The 19,280-nt window shown below is 67.9% G+C and carries 15 protein-coding genes; 8 read left to right on the plus strand and 7 right to left on the minus strand.

All coding sequences use genetic code 11. The features are described from left to right. Window positions 1–12 precede the first annotated feature (12 nt). Window positions 13–1,071: a hypothetical protein gene (locus ACZ6I3_RS28885; protein ID WP_469418535.1), complete on the minus strand. Its 1,059-nt coding sequence runs from the start codon at window positions 1,069–1,071 to the stop codon at window positions 13–15. Window positions 1,072–1,740: 669 nt separating this feature from the next. Between ACZ6I3_RS28885 and ACZ6I3_RS28890 the strand changes: the two genes are divergently transcribed. Continuing rightward, window positions 1,741–2,001, plus strand: a complete 261-nt coding sequence (locus tag ACZ6I3_RS28890; RefSeq protein WP_193505604.1) for a WXG100 family type VII secretion target — start codon at window positions 1,741–1,743, stop codon at window positions 1,999–2,001. A 321-nt stretch (window positions 2,002–2,322) separates the two neighbouring features. Here ACZ6I3_RS28890 and ACZ6I3_RS28895 read toward each other — a convergent pair whose 3' ends face one another. Beyond that, window positions 2,323–2,625 carry a hypothetical protein gene (locus ACZ6I3_RS28895; protein ID WP_469418536.1) on the minus strand — a complete coding sequence of 101 codons (303 nt, stop codon included), beginning with the start codon at window positions 2,623–2,625 and terminating at the stop codon, window positions 2,323–2,325. 236 nt (window positions 2,626–2,861) lie between these two features. Between ACZ6I3_RS28895 and ACZ6I3_RS28900 the strand changes: the two genes are divergently transcribed. Genes ACZ6I3_RS28900 through ACZ6I3_RS28910 form a run of 3 tightly spaced genes read left to right on the plus strand, consistent with a single transcriptional unit; the run spans window position 2,862 to window position 5,196 of the window. Beyond that, on the plus strand, window positions 2,862–3,140 hold the full coding sequence (locus ACZ6I3_RS28900; protein ID WP_469418689.1) for an SAV_915 family protein: 279 nt from the start codon (window positions 2,862–2,864) through the stop codon (window positions 3,138–3,140). Continuing rightward, window positions 3,133–4,596 carry a hypothetical protein gene (locus tag ACZ6I3_RS28905; protein ID WP_469418538.1) on the plus strand — a complete coding sequence of 488 codons (1,464 nt, stop codon included), beginning with the start codon at window positions 3,133–3,135 and terminating at the stop codon, window positions 4,594–4,596. Before ACZ6I3_RS28900 ends, ACZ6I3_RS28905 begins: the two co-directional genes overlap by 8 nt. A gap of 12 nt (window positions 4,597–4,608) precedes the next feature. Continuing rightward, window positions 4,609–5,196 (plus strand): hypothetical protein, encoded by a 588-nt coding sequence (locus tag ACZ6I3_RS28910; RefSeq protein ID WP_469418539.1) that lies wholly within the window; start codon window positions 4,609–4,611, stop codon window positions 5,194–5,196. Between the two features lie 87 nt (window positions 5,197–5,283). Here the strand turns inward: ACZ6I3_RS28910 and ACZ6I3_RS28915 are convergent, their stop codons facing one another. Both ACZ6I3_RS28915 and ACZ6I3_RS28920 read right to left on the minus strand, forming a co-directional pair. Then, the gene (locus tag ACZ6I3_RS28915; protein WP_469418541.1) at window positions 5,284–9,765 is read right to left on the minus strand and encodes an FtsK/SpoIIIE domain-containing protein; all 4,482 of its coding nucleotides are present in this window, start codon (window positions 9,763–9,765) and stop codon (window positions 5,284–5,286) included. Between the two features lie 97 nt (window positions 9,766–9,862). Further along, window positions 9,863–12,244, minus strand: coding sequence for a serine/threonine-protein kinase (locus ACZ6I3_RS28920; protein WP_469418542.1), 2,382 nt, complete (start codon window positions 12,242–12,244; stop codon window positions 9,863–9,865). Window positions 12,245–12,448: 204 nt separating this feature from the next. Here ACZ6I3_RS28920 and ACZ6I3_RS28925 point away from each other — a divergent pair, with 204 nt between their 5' ends. Continuing rightward, the gene (locus ACZ6I3_RS28925) at window positions 12,449–13,021 is read left to right on the plus strand and encodes a hypothetical protein (protein WP_469418543.1); all 573 of its coding nucleotides are present in this window, start codon (window positions 12,449–12,451) and stop codon (window positions 13,019–13,021) included. Here ACZ6I3_RS28925 and ACZ6I3_RS28930 read toward each other — a convergent pair. After that, window positions 12,936–14,837 carry a serine/threonine-protein kinase gene (locus ACZ6I3_RS28930; RefSeq protein ID WP_469418544.1) on the minus strand — a complete coding sequence of 634 codons (1,902 nt, stop codon included), beginning with the start codon at window positions 14,835–14,837 and terminating at the stop codon, window positions 12,936–12,938. The genes ACZ6I3_RS28925 and ACZ6I3_RS28930 overlap by 86 nt on opposite strands. A 91-nt stretch (window positions 14,838–14,928) precedes the next feature. Beyond that, window positions 14,929–15,777 carry a menaquinone biosynthetic enzyme MqnA/MqnD family protein gene (locus tag ACZ6I3_RS28935; RefSeq protein ID WP_468186512.1) on the minus strand — a complete coding sequence of 283 codons (849 nt, stop codon included), beginning with the start codon at window positions 15,775–15,777 and terminating at the stop codon, window positions 14,929–14,931. Between the two features lie 320 nt (window positions 15,778–16,097). On the opposite strand from ACZ6I3_RS28935, the gene ACZ6I3_RS28940 reads away from it, so the two are divergent. The 3 genes from ACZ6I3_RS28940 to ACZ6I3_RS28950 all read left to right on the plus strand — a co-directional run bounded on the left by ACZ6I3_RS28940 (window position 16,098) and on the right by ACZ6I3_RS28950 (window position 17,467). Beyond that, window positions 16,098–16,301: a cold-shock protein gene (locus ACZ6I3_RS28940; RefSeq protein WP_003992177.1), complete on the plus strand. Its 204-nt coding sequence runs from the start codon at window positions 16,098–16,100 to the stop codon at window positions 16,299–16,301. 126 nt (window positions 16,302–16,427) lie between these two features. After that, window positions 16,428–16,700 carry a hypothetical protein gene (locus ACZ6I3_RS28945; protein WP_469418546.1) on the plus strand — a complete coding sequence of 91 codons (273 nt, stop codon included), beginning with the start codon at window positions 16,428–16,430 and terminating at the stop codon, window positions 16,698–16,700. A gap of 104 nt (window positions 16,701–16,804) precedes the next feature. Beyond that, window positions 16,805–17,467, plus strand: coding sequence for a class I SAM-dependent methyltransferase (locus ACZ6I3_RS28950; RefSeq protein ID WP_469418548.1), 663 nt, complete (start codon window positions 16,805–16,807; stop codon window positions 17,465–17,467). On the opposite strand, the gene kstD is transcribed toward ACZ6I3_RS28950, so the two are convergent. Further along, on the minus strand, window positions 17,468–19,279 hold the full coding sequence (kstD, locus tag ACZ6I3_RS28955; protein WP_469418549.1) for a 3-oxosteroid 1-dehydrogenase: 1,812 nt from the start codon (window positions 19,277–19,279) through the stop codon (window positions 17,468–17,470). Window position 19,280: the final 1 nt, after the last annotated feature.

A 19,280-nucleotide genomic window follows, 5' to 3' on the forward strand; every position in this document is an offset into this window, starting at 1 on the left:
CGGAGCCATCTCCTACCAGAATTTGTACTTCTTGATAGTATTGGGGACTAGATTCGTGACTGCACTCTTTGCGCCGTTGACAATCTCTTCACCTTTGTCCGCCACATCCCCCGCCCACTCAGTCGTCGCGTTCCAAGCCTTCTTGGTCGTGTTCGCGATCGCTTCTCTGTTATCCCACGCCCACGTGCCGAGGAAGTAGGCGCCAGCCACACCGAGAGCCACCCAGCCGACTACAGGGACCGCCGCCGCAACCGTCGCGCTGGCACCAAGGGCTGTCGCTGCGGCTGATCCGCCCAGGACCGCCCCGGCGCCAGCCGCCTCCACAAACCCCATGCCGCGGTCGAACCCGCCCAAAACGCCATTATGGTCAGGCGCGACCAGCTGCTTGACGCCGTGGATGATCGCTAGCGGCAGGCCGACGCGGTCAAGAATACTGAGCCCGGGCGCCTGAGCGAGCAGCTTGGCCGGCAGGGGGATCTTTAGTTTGGTAGTGAGGAAGGTACGAAGACCCTGCTGCCACTTCCAGGGCTGCTGGTAAAGACCCTCAATTTTCTGGAGCTTCAAGAGCTCACGCATGTACTCGATATTCTTCAGCTTCAGCCGGTCACCGGTGATACCGAAGTACTTGTTCAGTTCAAGGACGGCCTTGGCTCCGGCGACGTTCTGCCCCTGAGCCCAACGCTGGTACAGCTGCAAGGAAGCCTCAATGCCCGAGGCGACCTTCGTTAGTCGCAGCGGCATCGTCACATTCTTCTTTATTTCCTTGAACTCGTCCACATATTCGCCGATTTCACCCTTATGCTCCTGGTATTCCTGCCAGGTCTTGAGCACTCCAGTGAGCCCCATGAACATGAGCTCGGCGCTCGGGTCTGCGTCCAGGATCCCCAGCCGACGACGCACATCCTTGGCCTGATCGCGGGCCCAGGATGCATCCTGCCGAAAACGCTTGAGGTTTCCCTGATCCCCTTCCCATTTCGCGAGGATTCCGGACACTAGCGGACCCTGAATGGATAGTGCGCCGTCAGCGACGTCCAGCGCGGCACCCAGCTTGCGTGCCTTATCCTTGGACATCCCCCTGAACGTCACGCAGAACCCCCTATTAATTCGTCATTACTGCGGCGCAGAGCTCTAACGCTCCCCTGCTACCATGCGCCTCCTTCCCTTCTGGGCACATGGTCGCTTCGGGACACGATAGCAAGGCGCCCTCGACGAACCACAAGCGGATCCTGCCGGAAATTTTCACATTCTTCTAATTCCCTACACCTCACGCCTCGAACGGTGGCGCCCGTGGGCTTGCGGCCATTGCAAAATAGGTGTCCGGCCATGTCGGATATCGATGGGTGAGGCACGCCACCCCGCCCCTACCCTCGCCGACATGGGGGCGCTTTACCCTTGAGCCATCCGGCGACTTCGTTCGCGTTCGAATCCGACCGGCGCTTCACCCTCGTTGCGCTGCGCTTCTTGGCTGCATTCGCAAGTGAGTCGATTAGTCGGCCGGCGACGTCAGTGAGCTGACCCGCCAACGAGCCCCTGATGTCGTGATTTGACATGGCATCTCCCCCTCTGCCCCAGGCGTGCGCTCCTTGCAGCCCCGCCTCGAGCTCCCGACCGGGATGAACACCACTCGTTCACGCGAACTCCCAACCCCCAAGGCGCTGGACTGCAACTACGTCTGGTGCGGTAGCGTCCCATGTTGCAAGCGGATAGTCCGTTTACTCACGTGACACGGGGAGGATTGCCATGGATCGCGGTGCAGATCTGACTCAGCTTCGGGAGCTGTCCAAGCTCTTCGGCAAGAAGGCCACCGACCTGCAGGGCCTCATCAAGGCTCTGGAGACGGCCACCAGCCAAAGCTCGGGTTACTGGAAGGGCCCTAAGGCCGACCGTTTCCGCAACGACTGGCACGACGTCAAGCCGACGTTCGACAAGTGGGTCGACACACTGAACGACGCGAGCAAGTCGGCTAACACCAGCGCCGACAACATCGAGCGCGCGACCTGAGCAGAGCCGGGACGCGAACGTCGCACCCTGCCGGGGCATTCCTTCGAGGCCAACGGATCTCGGACGGGGTGCCCTGGCGGCATTAAAGGGTTCTGCGGAGATGCGTCAGGCAGCACTTGGACGTCAAGGAGAGACGTCCCAGACTTTGGCCTCTGGCTCTCCCTCTATGGCTTCTCGACCTGGCGATTTGAACCTCAAGCCTCTGTGAAGAGCACGTCTACCGGGAGGCACGACGCCGCTTTGTTGCCTGTTGCGTAGCAGGAAACGCAAGAGGAAGGCTGTGGGAACCTCCGCTCTACAGCCCGTTTTGCATACTCGGGCTCACACTTCCTTGTTGTACGCCCGCGCCTCGCTCGGTGACACCTTCTCGGGTTCACTGAGGATGGCCGCGTCGATGATGGGAAGCAGCTTGTCGACTTGCTCACCAAGCTTCTTGTGCCGTCCGTCCAGTTCCCTGTGCCAGGCTCGAGCGTTCTTCCCGACCCAGACCGTGTCGCCACCAATCTCCTCCGTCGGGCCCTTGAGCGCCTTCCTGATGCTCTCCACCTCCTTGGCTAGATCACGACGCAGCCTTTCGAGGTCCGCCTTCCGCGGATTGGGCACCTTAGCCTCTGAATCTGCCACAACACTCACCCTCGTTCATCGCATTTCAGGCCGACGCGAATACTCACCGTACCAGCGCTCTCCGAGACCGCGGATCTAGCTCCTCCTGGAAGTGGCATGCGGCGAGCGTCAACTCTGCGAGTCTCGATAGGCCGTCAGGAGATCACATTGCCTGCCACTCCATCACCTCATAACCTGAGGCAATGACCTCACCCGAAACGGCCGGCGACGCCCCCGAAGCCCTCGTACTACCCACCATGACTGAGGTGCCTCAGGGCCCTGACGGCTCCCCTCTCAGCGACGGCACTGTCGACGTCATCCTGGTGCCCATGGCAGGCGAAGGCGGCGAAGAGCGACTCGTGGCCCTGGCTTTCACGTCCGTCCCCCTGCTGGTCGAGGCCATGGGAGAGGCCCAGCCTTGGGTCATCGTCCCTACTGAGCAAGTTGCAGCGGCACTTAGCGGCTCGGGTGCCGCCGCAGTACTGATTGACCCCCAACTAGCCGCCAACGCGGAAGGGGAGTCCGCCAGTGGCTGACCCCAACTTCTCCGGAATCAACCCAGATAACCTCTTGAGGACGATCAAGAGCCTTGAGTCCAGCAGCAAGAAGCTATATGGCGCAAGATCCTCATATGTCGGTAGGTTTCAGAAGTTTGGGCTAGAGACGAGCAATCTGACGGAAATCGGAAAGATTGCTGGCTGGGTTGATGACGAACTGCCTATGCTTCGCCGCCGTCAGGCCCTCGCAGCAGCAATGGAGCTGGACCACAAGGGAATTCAGAAGCCCGGCTCCATGGTGCAGATTCGCGAACCCATCGCAACGATAGGTGAAGCACAGGGCGCGGGCAAGAAACTTGCAGAGGATGCAAACGAAGCAGCTAAGCTCGACCCAAGCAAAGCAGGGCCTGAATTCCATCGCATTGCCGAGGAGTTGGCGAAGCACAAGGGCGACCCCGACTTCGCTTCGGCATTCTACGCCAAGATGGATCCAGACCTGGTCAAGAACCTGCCGATGGCAGTTGTCGCCGCTAACGCTCCGACAGCCAAGGATGATGTGAAGGTCTTCGGAGCCGCGTTTACCACGGCGGTCAACGCCGAGACCCCAGCTGCAGGGTTCGAAAAGAGGGCGGCTCTTTTTCATGGCCAGTTCACTAAGGACGAGCCCACCGCAGTCTTCAACCGAGCACTCATGCAGGGAGACGACCCGGATCTTTGGGACATTGCATGGAAGCATGCGCAGATCGCTGCAAAGAAGTTGCTCGACCCAGCAGACACATGGTCTGACAGCGCCGGCCTACTGGCCAGCGTCCTGGGCGTTCAATCAAAATACGCGAGCCATTTCTGGACGAATGCGCAAAATTTCAGCGATGAAGCGGCTCAGTTGAAGGAACAGCGCCTCAACGCCATGAGTAAGGCAGAGAAGCGAGCATTCAAGAATGCAACCAGTCGCGCTGCCAAAGCTTCTGGGAAGTCCGCACGCGAAGCGGAACGCATTCTTTCCAAGTTCGGAATGGGTTCGTTTTCCCGGCTAATGGAGGCTTCCATCGCTGATGGGGGAAGCTGGCTGATCGGCAAGGTCCCCGGCCTCAGGCCGCCCAGCACGACATCACTTTGGGGTCGGGCCCTACGTACCGGCGGAAAGCTGCCACTCGTCGGGAGTCTTCTCACCGTTGGTGCGATCGGTTGGGACATCAGCAACGGCGAAGAAAAAGATGTAGCCGTTGCCGCTAATGTCGGCGGCATGGCAGCTGGTATGGCTGGAACCTGGGCCGCTACGGCAACAGTCGCTGCTGTAGGGGGACCGGTTGGATGGGGCATCGCAGCTGGTGTCGTAGTGGGATTCGGTGTCGGTTACGCCGTGTCCTACGCCATCAAGACGGAAGCTGGCAGGAAGGCTGTAAACGCCGTTACAGGAGCGGCCAAGAGTGCTGGGAAGGCGATTGGCGATGCTGCATCAGGCGTAAAAAATACGGTGAGCGGATGGTTCTCGTGAGGTTTCCTGGCTATGACTAAAAAGAACAGAAAGCGCCATACAGACCAGTACCAACTGCCACCCCACGTGAAGGCGGCAGGCGCGGCGGCTACCAAAGCATCTGAATGGAAGCCGCGACCAAAGCTTCCGCAGCGGCGTGTCATTATGGCAATGTCCGGGATATTTCTACTGTGCGTCGGGATCACTCTGGCCCTTTGGCTTCCTCCGCGCAACTTGGTGGAGGATCTGCGTTCCCGCGGGGTCGATTCTGCCGCCACAGTTGTCGGTGTCGATTCAAAACCGAAATACGTAAAGGTCCGCCTCGTCACCGGCCCCAGGGCCGGGAGCGAGGTTGAGCTTTCGGACTACGCAGGGATGTACCCCGACACGCACACCGATGCGGCATTGATCGTCACGTACGATCGCAATGACCCGTCGCGAGTGCTAACTCGCGCTTGGGTGGCAGATCCGCCAGCGAATCTGCCAGCCTACGGCACCTCGGCTCTGGCCATCATCTGCCTCGGCCTCGCCGTGGCAGTGACTTGGCGTCGCCTCTGGATCCTTCGCACATTCGGCCCGGACGAACCGCTCGCCTCGTCGGCAAGTGGCAAGACCGAGTGACAAGGGCGTTCGCGGAACGAACTTCCCTGGTCTCGTCGGGCAGACAGCGCTGAGGGCTCCCGCTCACTGAAGCGGGAGCCCTCTCGGTCAGCCGTTCATCACAGCCTGAACCGGCACGAACGTCCCGCCAGCCACGAACAATCCGCTGCCCGCTCCTCCGCCTCCGCTGTTCGCAGGCAGGCGGATGCCGAACAGCTCGCCGTCCGAGGAGCTTTGCGGCGTCAGCAGCATGCCGTTGCGGGACTTGCGGGCCTCGACCGCGAAGCCCCGGTACTGGCCGGACAGTGAGTCCGTCGTGCCGGCGGCAAGCAGGCCTACGCCGCCGTCGGCTCCCTTTCGGATGACGCCTTCCAACGGCTCGTCCAGCGGCTGGTCGTAGAGGAGTTCGGCGTCGTCGACCACGACGACGTACGGCCGGCCATCGAGTTGGTCCTGGAGCTCTTCCAGGTCGTCACCGGAGCTTTCCGCATTGAGTACGCCGAGGACCCCCTCTCGGCCCTCGAGATCCCGCAGCGGGGACCGGCGAGGTGTCACGACCACCAGGGGGGTTCCCGAACGCAGAAGGGACTCGGCGGCACAGAGCAGTGCCGTGGAGCGGCCCGACTTCGGCGGGCCCGCGATGACGAAGCCCGGTCCGTTCTCCTCCAGGTCGACACCGATGGGGTGGAGTTCGTCGCCGCCCACGGCGAGCAGCGCCCACAGAGGGGACGGCGGGAGGAAGTCCGGGTCCAAGGCCATCGCTTCCGATGCCGTGATGCGCGCTGGCAAGGCGTCGACCCGCAGGGGGCGACGGCCCGCCGGGACCCGGCCGTGGCGGGTCCGTGCCTCCTCGGCGATCTCGCGGAGCGCGCGGACCTGGGTCTGGCCGGCCGGGTCCTGCGCCAGCAGGCCGATCTGCGTCTCGTCCACGCCGGTGTCCGTGATGCGCAGGGCGCGTCCGGGCGGCATGTTCTTCGGGACCTCGCGGGCCTGGAGACCGGCCGTGGAGTAATCGTTCGGGTCGGCGAAGCGCATGACGAGACGGTCGGCGAAGGCCGAGGAGACATGCCCGCTCAGACCACTGCGGTCGGCTGTCATGACGACCTTCAGACCGGCTGCGGAGCCTTCGCGGAAGAGCCGCTGGGCCGCTTCGAGCAGCTGACCGTAGTTGTAATTCTCGAAGGTCGACGCGAAGCCTTCCCAACTGTCCAGGAGCAGGACCATCCAGGGCAGGCGCTCCTCCGGAGAGGCACCCGCGCGCTGTTCCGCCGCGCTCGACGCTCCCTCCATCGCCAGGAGTTGCTGGCGGCGAGCGACCTCCACCTGGAGACGCTGGATCAGACGGCGGACCCGGTCCGGCTCGTCGCGCGTCACGACGGCGCCCACGTGCGGCAGCCGCACCAGCGGCAGCAGGGCGTTGGAGCCGCAGTCGATGCCGTAAACATGCACGTCTAGCGGTGAGGTGTTCCGGGCCAGGGAACCGGCCAGGGTGCGCAGCGCCGTCGAGCGGCCCGAGCGAGCGCCACCGAGCAGCAGGGTGTGCTCACCGTGCACGAGGTCCAGGGATACCGGCATGCGGCTTTGCTTCGCCGGCAAGTCGACCAAGCCATACGGGATCGGGGCCACGTCGTCGCCCGGGGCGGTGCCCGGTGCGCCGCCGTACGTGGACAGCTCGTCCAGCGTGACCGACTCCGCAAGCGGCGGCAGCCACGGGCTGCGCTGTTCGCCGAAGCCCATCCGCTCGGCGCCGTCGCGTACCGCGTCCACGAGGACAGCCAGGTCGGTGACCATCGTGCCGTCGTCCTGCGCTTCGTCCCGCTTGGGCAGCGGGCGGGCGTAGGCGTTCCAGGGCAACGGGATCAGCGTGGCCTTCGGGCCTGTCTGGCCCGTGGCCGGACGACGGCCACCGATACGGGCCGACTGCACACCGACCAGGGACTGGGCTCCGGATCGGACGTACATACGGCCCGGGGTCGACTTGGCGATCGCTCCCGAGTCCGGTGCGTCGATGACGTCCATCGACTCGGAGGCGTCCGTCACTCGCAGGGCGATGCGGAGGTTGGTGTTGGCCCGGATGTCGGCACTCACCACACCCGCGGGACGTTGCGTGGCGAGGATCAGGTGCACACCGAGCGAGCGGCCTCGGCGTGCGATGTCGACCAGGCCCGCGATGAAGTCGGGCAGTTCGGCGACCAGGGACGCGAACTCGTCGATGACCAGGACGAGCCGGGGCATCGGTTCCAGTTCGGGGCGAAGCTTGCGGGTGTCGTTGTAGTCCTCGATGTCCTTGGCCGCGGCGTCGAAGAGGATTCGCTCCCGGCGATGCAACTCAGCGGCGAGCGAGGCGAGGGCCCGCTCGGTCAGGTGCGCGTCGAGATCGCTGACCATGCCGACGGTGTGCGGCAGGCGAGCGCAGTCCATGAAAGCACTGCCGCCCTTGTAGTCGATGAGGACGTAGTTCAGGGCATCGGGGCGATTCGCCACCGCCAGCGAGGCGATGATCGTCTGCAGGAGTTCGGACTTACCGGCACCCGTCGTACCGGCGACCAACGCGTGCGGCCCGTCGCGGCGGATGTCCAGGACGAAGGCGCCGTCGGCGGCGAGGCCGATCGGTGCGGAAGTCGTCGAACCGCCCACCTGCCAGATGCGTTCCACGTCGGCACCCGCTGGGTTGGGCAGGTTCAGCAGGTTCAGCAGCCGGGCCGAGGTGGGCAGGGCGGAGTCGGCGTCGTCGCGACTGACGTCGCGGATGGGGGCGAGGGAGCGGGCCAGGAGTTCGCACCACTCGTAGGGGACCTGGTCAGCCAGGACGTCACCGGCGGCCTCCAGACCGTAGCCGCGCACTCGGACGTGGTGGGACGCGTCAGGCGACCAGGCCACGACGGCCTTGCACTCCTCGGGGAGCAGCCGCTCGTCCTCGTCGATGCATAGGGCGAAGATGCCGTACTGCGGTCCCTCGGTCAGGAGTTGCGGGACACCGGGGACGCGGCGCAGCAGCCGAGCCCCGTCAAGGATCAGGAGCACGTTGGCGTCCGGATACAGCTGGCCCGTCATGTTGTGCTGCTCGCGGGCCGCCTTGCGTCGAGCAAGCTCGTTGAGGAGCTCGTTGACCCTGCGGCTGATGCCCTCCGAGTCGAAGCCGACCAGAGCGACGCAGTCCTGTCCGTCGTCGGGGTTGGTGTGCGGCAGCCAGTGCGCCCAGTGCCACTCGGCGCCGGCGGCTGGTGTCGCGGCCAGCGACACCAGCGACAGGTCCCGAGGGCTGTGCAACACGGCGGCCTGCACGCTCAGCCAACGCGCGGTGGCGAGGGCACGGGCACGGTCACCCGCGATACCGACCACGCCGAGCCGGGCGAGCGGCAGGGTCACGGGGACATCCGGAAGGGTGGGGGGCTCCGGGGGTTCCTCGTCGTGCGACGCACCGCCGCGCGCGAAGACGAGCTCCACGTCGGAAGGCAGGGCGCCGACCCCGATGCGCAGCTGCATCGCATCCGGGTCAGTGAGACGGCGCTCCCACAGGCGGCGGCGAGGGCCGGTCGCGAAGAGGAGGATCTCAGCCGGGTCAGGGTTGTCCTCGCGGCGGGCGCGCTGTTCTTCCTTGCTGAGGGTGACGAGTTCTGCCTCGTGGGCCGCGAGGTCCTTCTTGTACTGCTTCAGGGACGTCTTGTGCTTCTTCTTTCCCTCGCGGTTCTCACTGATCCACTGGCCCAGCATCATGAGCGGGCTCATCAGACAGAACAGCAGCATGTAGATCTGCTTGGTGATGAAGTACATGGACAGCCCGAACAGCAGGGGCATGAACGCCATGATGAACTGGAAACGCGCTCGTTCTCCCTTGGAGGGAGGCACCGGCACAGCCAGTCGCCGCCGAGGCCGCAGCGGCGAGAGCCGAGGGGGGCGGTTGTAGGCGAGGCCGCCTTCACTCATCGCGGACAGGTGCGCGTCCGGCTCGGCCACCTTGTCGAGCACCAGCAGTGAGTCACCGACCCGTACGACACCGCCGAGCGGCCAGGGAGTCCCGGCCGTCACTGCGTCATCGTTGAGTCGGAGACCGGCCCCTGCCTCCGGAGTGAGGGTGACATTGCCCTGAAGGTCGATCGTCAATCGGAGGGTGACCGGCGGCAGTCCGGCGTCCGGCAACGGCAACGAACAGGTGGGTGCCGATCCCGCGGTGGCCGCTCCGACACCCAGCCGGACGACCCGCCCGGAACCTGGGCCACCCGCCACTCTCAACTCGTACTGTCCGACGGGCTCGCCCTTGCGCAGCAGCGGGCCTATCGAGCGGTCGACGGAAACGCGCATGCCGTCCCGCAGGACGTCGGCCGCCGGAGACGCCGGATCGCACAGCACGCCGTCAGCCCACAGCCCGGGGGCTCCGGCCACCGCCGCCCCGTAGCCGGGCAACGAGGCCAGTGAGGTGCCGGGCATGGCGACGACGTTCCCCGTCCCACCGCCACGCGGGGCGAAGCGTCCTTCGACGGCCTGCGCCAGCACCTCCGCGACATCACCTGCCGTGGCAGTGTCGTCGGCGGCGACGACGACGTCCTCCGGCTCACCGCCTTCACGTACGACCGTGACCAGCATCCGCATGATGGTCATCCTCCCCGTCGGCCCTGTGGCCACGTTCGTTAACTTCAGCTAACGGAGACTATGGCAGCCCCCGGAATCGCGCCCCAGCGCCCCGGCGTCACACTGCCGGCATCGCGTAGATCTCCGGCCCGTTCGTCACCAACACTCGGTTTCCCGCCGGGGCTATCTGCCACGGGGCACCGGAGTCCTTGTTATCGGTCCAGCTCCAGCGGACGTCGCCGGTCTTGGCCTCAAGAGCGATGACGCCGCCGGACAGCGGCCCGGCTGCGCAGTAGAGCGTCGTGCCGACCCGCACGAACGACTCCGCCCCGCCACGATCCTGGTCCTCGCAGAGCCAGATCCGCTTGTGCGTCTTGACGTCGACGGCCCAGATACCGCGGTCGTAGTCACTGACGTAGAGCACGCCGTCGATCACGGCCGGGTTGTTGAAGCCACGCCGGCCTTTGGGGGAGAGCGTCCACCGTGTGCGGCCTGTCTCCGCGTCCACCGCCGTGAGCTTCTCGCCGGGCAGGAAGACGAGGCCGTCCGCGACCGTCGGCTGCCACGCCCAGTCGTCGCCGATCTTCTGCGTCCACAGCTGGTCACCGGTGGCGGTGTCGCGCACGGTGAGGTTGTAGTTGGAGTCCGTGTAGACGAGGTACTTGCCGGAGACGGTTCCTTGGACGTCGTAGTCCCTCGTGCCCCAGTCGCGATGCTGGAGCCACACCTTCTTACCGGTGCTGTGGCTGATGGCGGCGACCGCAGTGCGGTACTTGGTGGCACTCGCGGCTTGGCCATAGTCGGTGGCCGTTACGTACACGTTCTTGTCGTCGATGGCGATGGTGCCTTCGACTCCGAGTGCCTTGCCGAGGCGGCTACGCCACACTTCCTTGCCGGATTTCACGTCGCGCGCGACGAGGACCCCCTCCGTGCCGCCATCGGTGAGGAACACCTTGCCGTCATGGAACAGGAGCTGGGAGCCGGGGGCGCAGACGTCGGGCTTCGACCAGCGGGTCTCGCTTGTTTTCACGTCGTAGGCCACCAGGGGGTCGCCGCTGACCAGGAGCAGACCCTCGTGGGTGAGGAGCGGTACGTCGGTGGTGGTGCTGTCCTCCGCTGCCGTCTCGTGCCACAGCGGCTGGGGGGCGACGCCGGCCGGCGGGGTGGTGAAGTTCTCCTCGGCGGGTTCGCCGCTTGTGCCGGAAGCCGTGGATTTGGAGTCTTCGTCCTGGCCGAGCCACCAAGCGGTCCCCCCGCCCGCCGCAGCGACGGCGGCGGCTCCGCCGAGCGCTAGACCGAGGACGCGGCGGCGGGAGTGCCCCGTGGAGGCGGTGGCCCTGGTGGAGGACGGTCCTACCACGAAAGGTTGTTCGTGAGCGCCGTAGGCTGGTGCGGTCGTCCCGTATCCCGGAGTGGGGGCGCCGCCGGGCGGTGTGGCGTAGCCGGGCCCCGGACCGCCGTAGGCAGCCACAGGGGTGCTGACATGTCCCGGGACCGCGGGGTAGCCATACCCAGGCGACGGTGTGGTCGTTGACGCCGGCGTCTCGTCCGCCATCGCAGGTGCTGGCCCGAAGGATGCGGCAATCGGTGTCGGAGACGGCTGCGGAGCCTCCAGGTCCAGAATTCCGGCCGCGTGCGTGGCAATCGTCGATGCCACCGCTGACGGCAGCCAGTCGCTGAGAACACCCTCGACGCCTTGCGGAGCGAGCGCCGTCACGATTTCCGACGGCGCTGGCCGATGTGCCGGGTCCTTTGCGAGGCACGCGCGTACGAGGCCCAGCAGTTGCTGCGGTACGCCCTCCAGGTCGGGCTCGCCATGCACGACCTGATACAGCAACGAGGCGTGCGAGACGGCACCATGGCCGAAGGTTCCCCTGCCAGTCGCCGCGAACGCGAGCACGGCGCCCAGCGAGAAGACGTCCCCCGCCGTGCTGATGTCCTGACCGAGCGCCTGCTCCGGTGACATGTAGCCGGGTGAGCCGACCACGACTCCCGTCTGCGTCATACGGTTTCCGTCCACCGCCCGGGCGATCCCGAAGTCGATGACGCGCGGACCGTCCGCCGCCAGCAGGACGTTCGACGGCTTCATGTCGCGATGGATCAGCCCCGCCGCGTGAACCTCCTGGAGGGCGGCGGCCAGGCCGGCGGCAAGTGCCCGGACGGTGCGCTCCGGCAGTGCACCGTGCGTGGCGACCACGTCTGTGAGGTCTGGGCCGAGCACGTAGGAGGTTGCCAACCACGGCAGCGGCGCATCCGGGTCGGCGTCCACGACGGGGGCGGTGAAGCGGCCGGAGACGGCCTTGGCTATTTCGACCTCGTGCCGGAAGCGGTCACGGAAGTCGCCGTCCGCGGCGAGATCCGGACGTACGACCTTTACCGCAACGGTACGGCCACCCGGTGAACGTGCCAGGTAGACGCGGCCCATGCCGCCGGCGCCGAGTCTTCGCAGGAGCCGGTAAGTGCCCAACTCCGCTGGATCGTCCGGCTGCAATGTCTCCATGGTGAGCCTTCCCGGCAATACGCGGTGTGGCGCGTCAGTCGCGTCTAATGGTGTTCGCTATCGCAGACACAGTAGTGAGCACCTGAATGAGGGTGGGAGTTAGGGGCCATGAGCAGAAGTTCGGCGAAGCCGAAGAGGGGGAAGGCGGCCAGGCCCGCCCTGCGATACGTGCACAGGCCAGGGCGTCCGCCGTCTCTTCGCCGTGTGAAGACCAGTGTCGGAGAGCGCCTGTTCGGCTGCCTGGTGCTGCCTTGCTTCGTCGCCCTGATCATGCCGCTGGTCTTCTTCGACATGTACTGGAGCCACGACCTCTGGGGTCACTTCGCTCCCGCGTGGCCCGGCGGCGCGTACGCCTTCGCCGCCACCGTCGGCGCCCTGGTGCCACTGGTCTTCCTGACCTGGGTGTGGCCGCTCACCCGGATGAACTGGAAGAAGAGCAGGTCACGTTCGCTGGCGTGGGTGGCCGCATCTCTGCCCGGGCTGGCAGCGGGGTATTTGGTCGCCGGGACGATCAAGACGACCATACGGCCCAAGCGGCGCCGGAACTGGGGCGGCGACTGCTACAGCCAGGGCGGCCCCTGCTGGGTGCACGTGCACTACCCCTGGCTGTGGGTCGTCGGCCTGGTCGCGACTCTCACGGCGGCCGCGCTGCTGATCACCCTGTTCGTGAAGTACGGAGGCCGGTCGGCCGCTACCGCACCTTCGACATCCGAGCCTGGGGCCGGCCCGACTCCTCGCTCTCCGACCGGTACTGGAGATCGTCGCCCACCGGGCTGAGACGGACGGTCGTGGCGGCCGGGTTGCAGCCGCTGTGGTTGGTCTTCGCGCCCACGGACGTCGCGACGAGCTCCTTCTTCGTCACCTGCTTCAGGGTCAGTACGTCGATACAGACGCCGCCGATCTGGTCGGTCTGGCGGAGCCGGCCCAGCTCCTGGCCGACGGCGGCCCGTTCGACCGTGATCCGGAACGTGCCGAGGGGCAGATTGCCGTCCAGGGCGGTGCCCTGGCCCTCCCAGGTGCCGAGGTAGGCGGCGGGCACCGCACCGGGTGCACCGCTGTCGGCCGACGGTGAGGAGTCGGCGCCCGGGGCGGCCGTGTCCCTGTCGTCCTGTGCGTTGCGGCCGCCCGGCAGCAGGTCGAACACGAACACCGTCCCGATCGTCACGGCCGCCATCGCCCCGGCGACCGCCAGCGCGACCGAGCAGCTCAGCCTCCGCACCCGCCCGCCGCCCTCCGGCGCGGACGTCGCGGCCACGGAGACGGTGACCTTGCCGGGGCGGCGCCCGGTGGACGACGGGGCCGTGTCCTGCGGGCCGGCGTCCCGGGGTGCGGGTACGGCTGCGGAGGAGCCTCCACCCCCGCCCGGCGCAGCGGTGGTCGGCGGAGCCCAGCCGGGCGCGGCAGGCCCAGCCGGTGGGATCGGTGCAGCCGGCGGGAGCGGCGACGACGCGAACCCGGCCGACGGACCACCGGATGACGGGCCACCGGCCGACGGACCACCGGATGACGGCATGGCCGACGGCGGCAGTGCAGGAGGAGGCACGACAGGAGGCGACGTCGGCATGACCGGTGGAGGTCCGAACACCCCGGCCCCGGCAGCCTCAGCCACCTCCCCTGCCCCTGCCTCCACCTCCCCCACCCCCACAGAAGGACTGCTGAACCCCACCGGCCCCGAAGGCCCCCCGCCTCCCGGCCCCGCCGCCTCCAGGTTCAGCAGTTGTACGGCGCTCCGGCTCACCTGCTCCACCAGCGGCCCCGGCAGCCACCCGCCCGTCACCAGCCGGGCCGCTCCCTCGGGAGCCAGCCGTCGGGCCAGCTCCGCCGGGGCCGGTCGCGCGCCCGGGTCCTTCGTCAGGCAGGCGGCCGTGAGGGACCGCAGCTCCCCGTCGAGCAGGCCGAGTTCCGGCTCCTCGTGGACGACCTTGTAGAGCAGGGCCGCCGAGGAGTCACCGGGGAAGGGCGGTTGGCCGGTCGCGGCGTACGCCAGGACGGCGCCCAGTGAGAAGACGTCCGCCGCGCCGGTGACGCCCTTGCCGAGGATCTGCTCGGGCGACATGTAGCCGGGCGAGCCGATCGAGACGCCCGTGGAGGTCAGGGACGCCGTGCCGTCCGTGGCCCGGGCGATCCCGAAGTCGATCAGCAGGGGGCCGTCGAGCGTGAGCAGGACGTTCGACGGCTTCACGTCCCGGTGCACCAGGCCAAGGTCGTGCACCGCCGCCAGCGCCTCGGCGAGTCCCGCGCCCAGGGCGCGTACGGTGTGGGCCGGCAGGGGGCCGAAGTCCGCCACCGCGGCGGACAGTGACGGGCCCGCCGCGTATGCCGTCGCCACCCACGGCACCCGCGCCTGCGGGTCCGCGTCCAGGACCGAGGCCGTCCAGGCGCCGCCCACCCGGCGCGCGGCCTCGACCTCGCGCCGGAAGCGCGCCCGGAACTCCTCGTCCAGCGCGAAGTGCGGGTGCACGATCTTCACGGCGACCGTACGGCCTCCGGCGCTGCGGCCCAGGTAGACCCGGCCCATCCCGCCGGAGCCCAGCCGGCCGAGCAGCCGGTAGGGCCCCACGACCGTGGGTTCGTCGACTTCGAGCGGCCGCATGGCGTCACCCCTCCCCCGTAGGCGTCCGGAGGCCCGGGTGGGCCCCCGTCCGCCTGCACTCCCAGCAGAGTAGTGCGGGAGGAGCGCCCGCTCACGGCTGCAGCAGGTCCACCTTCACGTCCGCCGGGAACCCGGTCGTCGGGCCGACGCGCCGGGCGAACTCGGCGACCGCCGCCAGCTGCGGGCCGCCGAAGCGGAAGTCGAGGGTCGTGAAGTACTGGGCGAGGGTCTCCTCGTCGAAGTCCTCCCAGCGGGCGGCCTGCTCGGCGACCTTGCCGACCTCCTCCAGGGAGAGGTTGCGGGACTCGAGGAAGGCCTCGTGCACCTTGCGCGTGAGGACCGGCTCGCGCTCCAGGTAGTCGCGGCGCGCCGCCCAGACCGCGAAGACGAACGGCAGACCCGTCCACTCCTTCCACAGCGCGCCCAGGTCGTGCACGTCCAGGCCGAAGCGCGGCCCGTCGAGCATGTTCGCGCGCAGCGCCGCGTCGCCGATGAGGACGGCCGCGTCGGCCTCCTGCATCATCAGGCTGAGGTCGGGCGGGCACGTGTAGTAGTCCGGCCGTACGCCGAAGCGCTCGCCGAGGAGCAGCTGGGCGAGGCGGACGGAGGTGCGGGAGGTCGAGCCGAGGGCGACGCGGGCGCCGTCCAGCCGGTCCAGGGGGACCTGCGAGACGATCACGCACGACATCACCGGGCCGTCGCAGCCGACGGCGATGTCGGGGAAGGCGACCAGTTGGTCCGCGTGCTTGAGGAACTCGACCAGGGTGATCGGGGCGATGTCGAGTTCGCCCTGCACCAGCTTCTCGCTGAGCTTCTCCGGGGTGTCCTTCGTCAGCTCGAAGTCGAGGAGCGTGCCCGTTCTGGCGAGCCCCCAGTAGAGGGGCAGGCAGTTCAGGAACTGGATGTGGCCGACGCGCGGCCGGGTGCGAGGATTGTCCACATCGTGAGGCTAGCCCTCTCGGCCCAGTGGCCGGCGTCCGGCCCCGCCGTGGGTTCGTGAGCCGCGACAGAGGCCCTCTGAGCCAGGTGGCGGCGGGATGTTCAAACATTCGGGTGACGTGATCTTGACCCCTATTGCATTCCGGGGCCTGCGTGCTAGGCTCATCGCAAGTTGCAGTTTGGTTTCCCTTGCAGTACAGAGCCTGCGGAGCATGTGACCGCGGGCTCTCGTCATTCTCAGACGTATGCAGTTGTGCAGAATTCATCTTCACACTTGCTGGTTCTGGAGCAGGGCAACCCTTTTGGGCCCAAGGAGGGCTTATGGCTACCGGAACCGTGAAGTGGTTCAACGCCGAAAAGGGCTTTGGTTTCATCGCCCAGGAGGGCGGCGGCCCCGACGTCTTCGTCCACTACTCCGCGATCAACGCGAGCGGCTTCCGCTCCCTCGAGGAGAACCAGCAGGTGTCTTTCGACGTCACGCAGGGCCCGAAGGGTCCGCAGGCTGAGAACGTCACGCCGGTCTGATCAGTAGTACCCAAGGAGCCCCGCGCCGTCAGGCGTCGGGGCTCCTGCCTTTTCCCGTCCAGTTCCGGTTCTCCCGTTCCGGGGAGACCAGTGAATTTCCGGCTAATTCTGGGAGAAGATGGCCGGATGCAGGGGCATGAAGAGAACAGCGAGCAGGAAAGCGGAACTCCCGCGCCCAACCATCTGGCGACCGGAGTGTCACTCGGCCTGTCACTCGGCACGGCCCTCGGGCTGGCCCTCGGCATGACCGTCTTCGACAACATCGGCCTTGGACTGGCCCTGGGCCTGGGTCTGGGCACGGCCATCGGAGCGGGGGCAGGGGCCGGAGCCATGAGGGCGGCCGAGGGTCCCAGGGACGACCGGCCGGACGAGGGCGAGGGTCGCGAGCCGACCAGCTAGGCCCCGGGGCCGAGGGGTGGGGAGTGGGCAGGCCAGGACCTGGCCCGGGCCCGAAAAGCAAACAGCAGGCAGCCGGTCCGGCCCCCGCACTAGGGTCTCGGGGCATGACCGACGCCGACTTCGTGATCGAGACCCGTACCTTCTACGACACCGTGGCCGAGGAGTACGCCGCCCACTTCCCTGGGCTGCACGGGACCACGCCCCTGGACCGGGGACTGCTGGCCGGTTTCGCGGAGCTGGTGGGAGAGGGGGGCGAGGTCGCTGATCTGGGGTGCGGGCCCGGGCGGGTGACGGCGTTTCTCGCGGGCCGGGGGCTGTCGATGTTCGGCCTCGATCTGTCGGAGTCGATGCTCGCGATCGCCCGCCGCGAGAACCCCGGCCTGCGGTTCGAGCAGGGCTCGATCCTGGCGCTGGACCTGCCCGACGGCTCGCTCGACGGGGTCGTGTCCTGGTACTCGACCATCCACACCCCCCTCGACCACCTGCCCGCCGTCTTCGCCGAGTTCCACCGCGTCCTGCGGCCCGGCGGGCATCTGCTGCTCGGCTTCCAGGCCGGGGACGAGCCCCGCCGCCGTTACGAAGAGGCCTTCGGGCACAAGGTGGCACTGGACTTCCGGCGGCGCCGGCCGGAGCAGATGATCACCCTGCTGGAAGCCGCCGGATTCGCCCTGCGCTCCCGGACCGTACGGGAGGCCGACGAGGAACTCGGGGAGCCGGTCCCCCAGGCCTGCCTCGTGGCCCGCAAGCCACCGGAGCCCACCGCCTAGCTAGCCTCTGTCGGCTTGGAGCACCCCCGCGATGTCCCTCGCCGCGATGTACCCGAACGTCATCGCCGGGCCGATGGTCGACCCCGCGCCCGCGTAGCTGTGGCCCATGACCGCCGCGCTCGCGTTGCCGGCGGCGTAGAGGCCCGGGATGACCGAGCCGTCCTCCCGCAGGACGCGGGCCCGGGCGTCCGTCAGCAGGCCGCCCTTGGTGCCGAGGTCGCCGGGGACGATACGGAAGGCGTGGTACGGGGGCAGCCACAGGGGGGCCAGGCAGGAGTTCGGGAGGACGGACGGGTCCGTGTAGTAGTGGTCGTAGGCGCTGTCGCCGCGATGGAAGTCGGGGTCCTCGCCTCGCCGGGCCTGGGAGTTGAAGCGGTCGACGGTCGTGCGCAGGGCCGCCGCCGGGACGCCGATCGAGGCCGCGAGGGCGTCCAGGCTCCAGGCCTTGTGGGCCGCGCCCGAGTCGTACCAGCCGGCGGGGAGCGGCAGGGCCGGCAGGACGTCCTTGAAGAGGTAGCGGTTGCGGTAGTTCTGGTCGGTGATCAGCCAGGCCGGGATGGCCCCGCGCGCGTCGTACATGGTGTGGACGACGTCGCTGTAGGGGGCGGCCTCGTTGACGAAGCGCCGGCCCGACCCGTCGACCAGGAGCCCGCCGGGGAGGGTGCGTTCGGCGAGGCAGAAGTACGGCTGGCCCGGGACCGGGATCGCCGGGCCCCACCACGCGTCGTCCATCAGGTCGAGGGCCGCCCCGAGCCGCTCCCCCGCCAGGATGCCGTCGCCGGTGTTCTCCTTGGCGCCGACCGTCCAGTCCGTGCCGATGGGCTGGCGCTGGAAGCGTGCGCGCATCGCCGCGTTGTGCTCGAAGCCGCCGGAGCCGACGATCACGCCCCGGCGGGCGCGGACCAGGCCGGGGACGCCGTCGCGGGTGACGACCGCTCCGGTGACCGTGCCGTTCTCGACGTGCAGGTCGGTGAGCGGCGTGTCGAGCCACACCGGCACCCCGGCCGACCGCAGTCCCGCACGCAGCCCGGCCGCCAGCGACTGGCCCATGGTCAGCGGCTTCTCGCCCCGCAGCGCGGCCGCCGTACCGCGTGCCAGGCACTGGGCCGCCACGGCCGCGCCCTTGGCGTTCACCGCGGCGAGGGTGACCCACTTGTAGTCGGCGCTGAAGACGACCATCCCGGCGGGCACGTCCATGTACGGCGGGTTCAGCCGGGCCAGCTCGGGGCCCAGGATCCGGCCGTCGAGCTGGTCGGGCTCGATGGAGCGGCCGTTCGGCAGGCCGCCGGGCAGCTCCGGGTAGTAGTCGCTGTAGCCCTCCATCCAGCGGAAGCGCAGGGGGCTGTGGGCCATGACGTAGGAGATCGTGGCCGGGCCGTGGGTGAGGAAGGCGCGCTGCCGGTCGGCGGGGATGTCCGGGCCGACGACGGCGGCGAGGTAGGCGGCGGCCTTCGCGGGGGTGTCCGGTACGCCGGCCGCGAGGAGGACCGGATTGTTGGGGATCCAGATCCCGGCGCCGGAGCGGGCGGCGGAGCCGCCGAAGGTCGGGGCCTTCTCCAGGACGACGCAGCTCAGCCCCTGCCCGGCGGCGGTCAGCGCGGCGGTCATCCCGGCCGCGCCGGAGCCGATGACGACGACGTCGTAGGTGCCGAGCGGGGGTAAGTCGGCGGCCTGGGCGCCCTGCTGCACCCCGGCGGCGACCGCGAGCCCGGCACCGGCGGCTCCGGCCAGCACTCGTCTTCGGGAAGGAGCCCGGGCAGGAGCCTGGGAAGGGGTACCAGCGGGTGGTGCGGAGTTCGTGTCAGTGGTCATG

Source organism: Streptomyces sp. NPDC041940 (assembly GCF_055589465.1).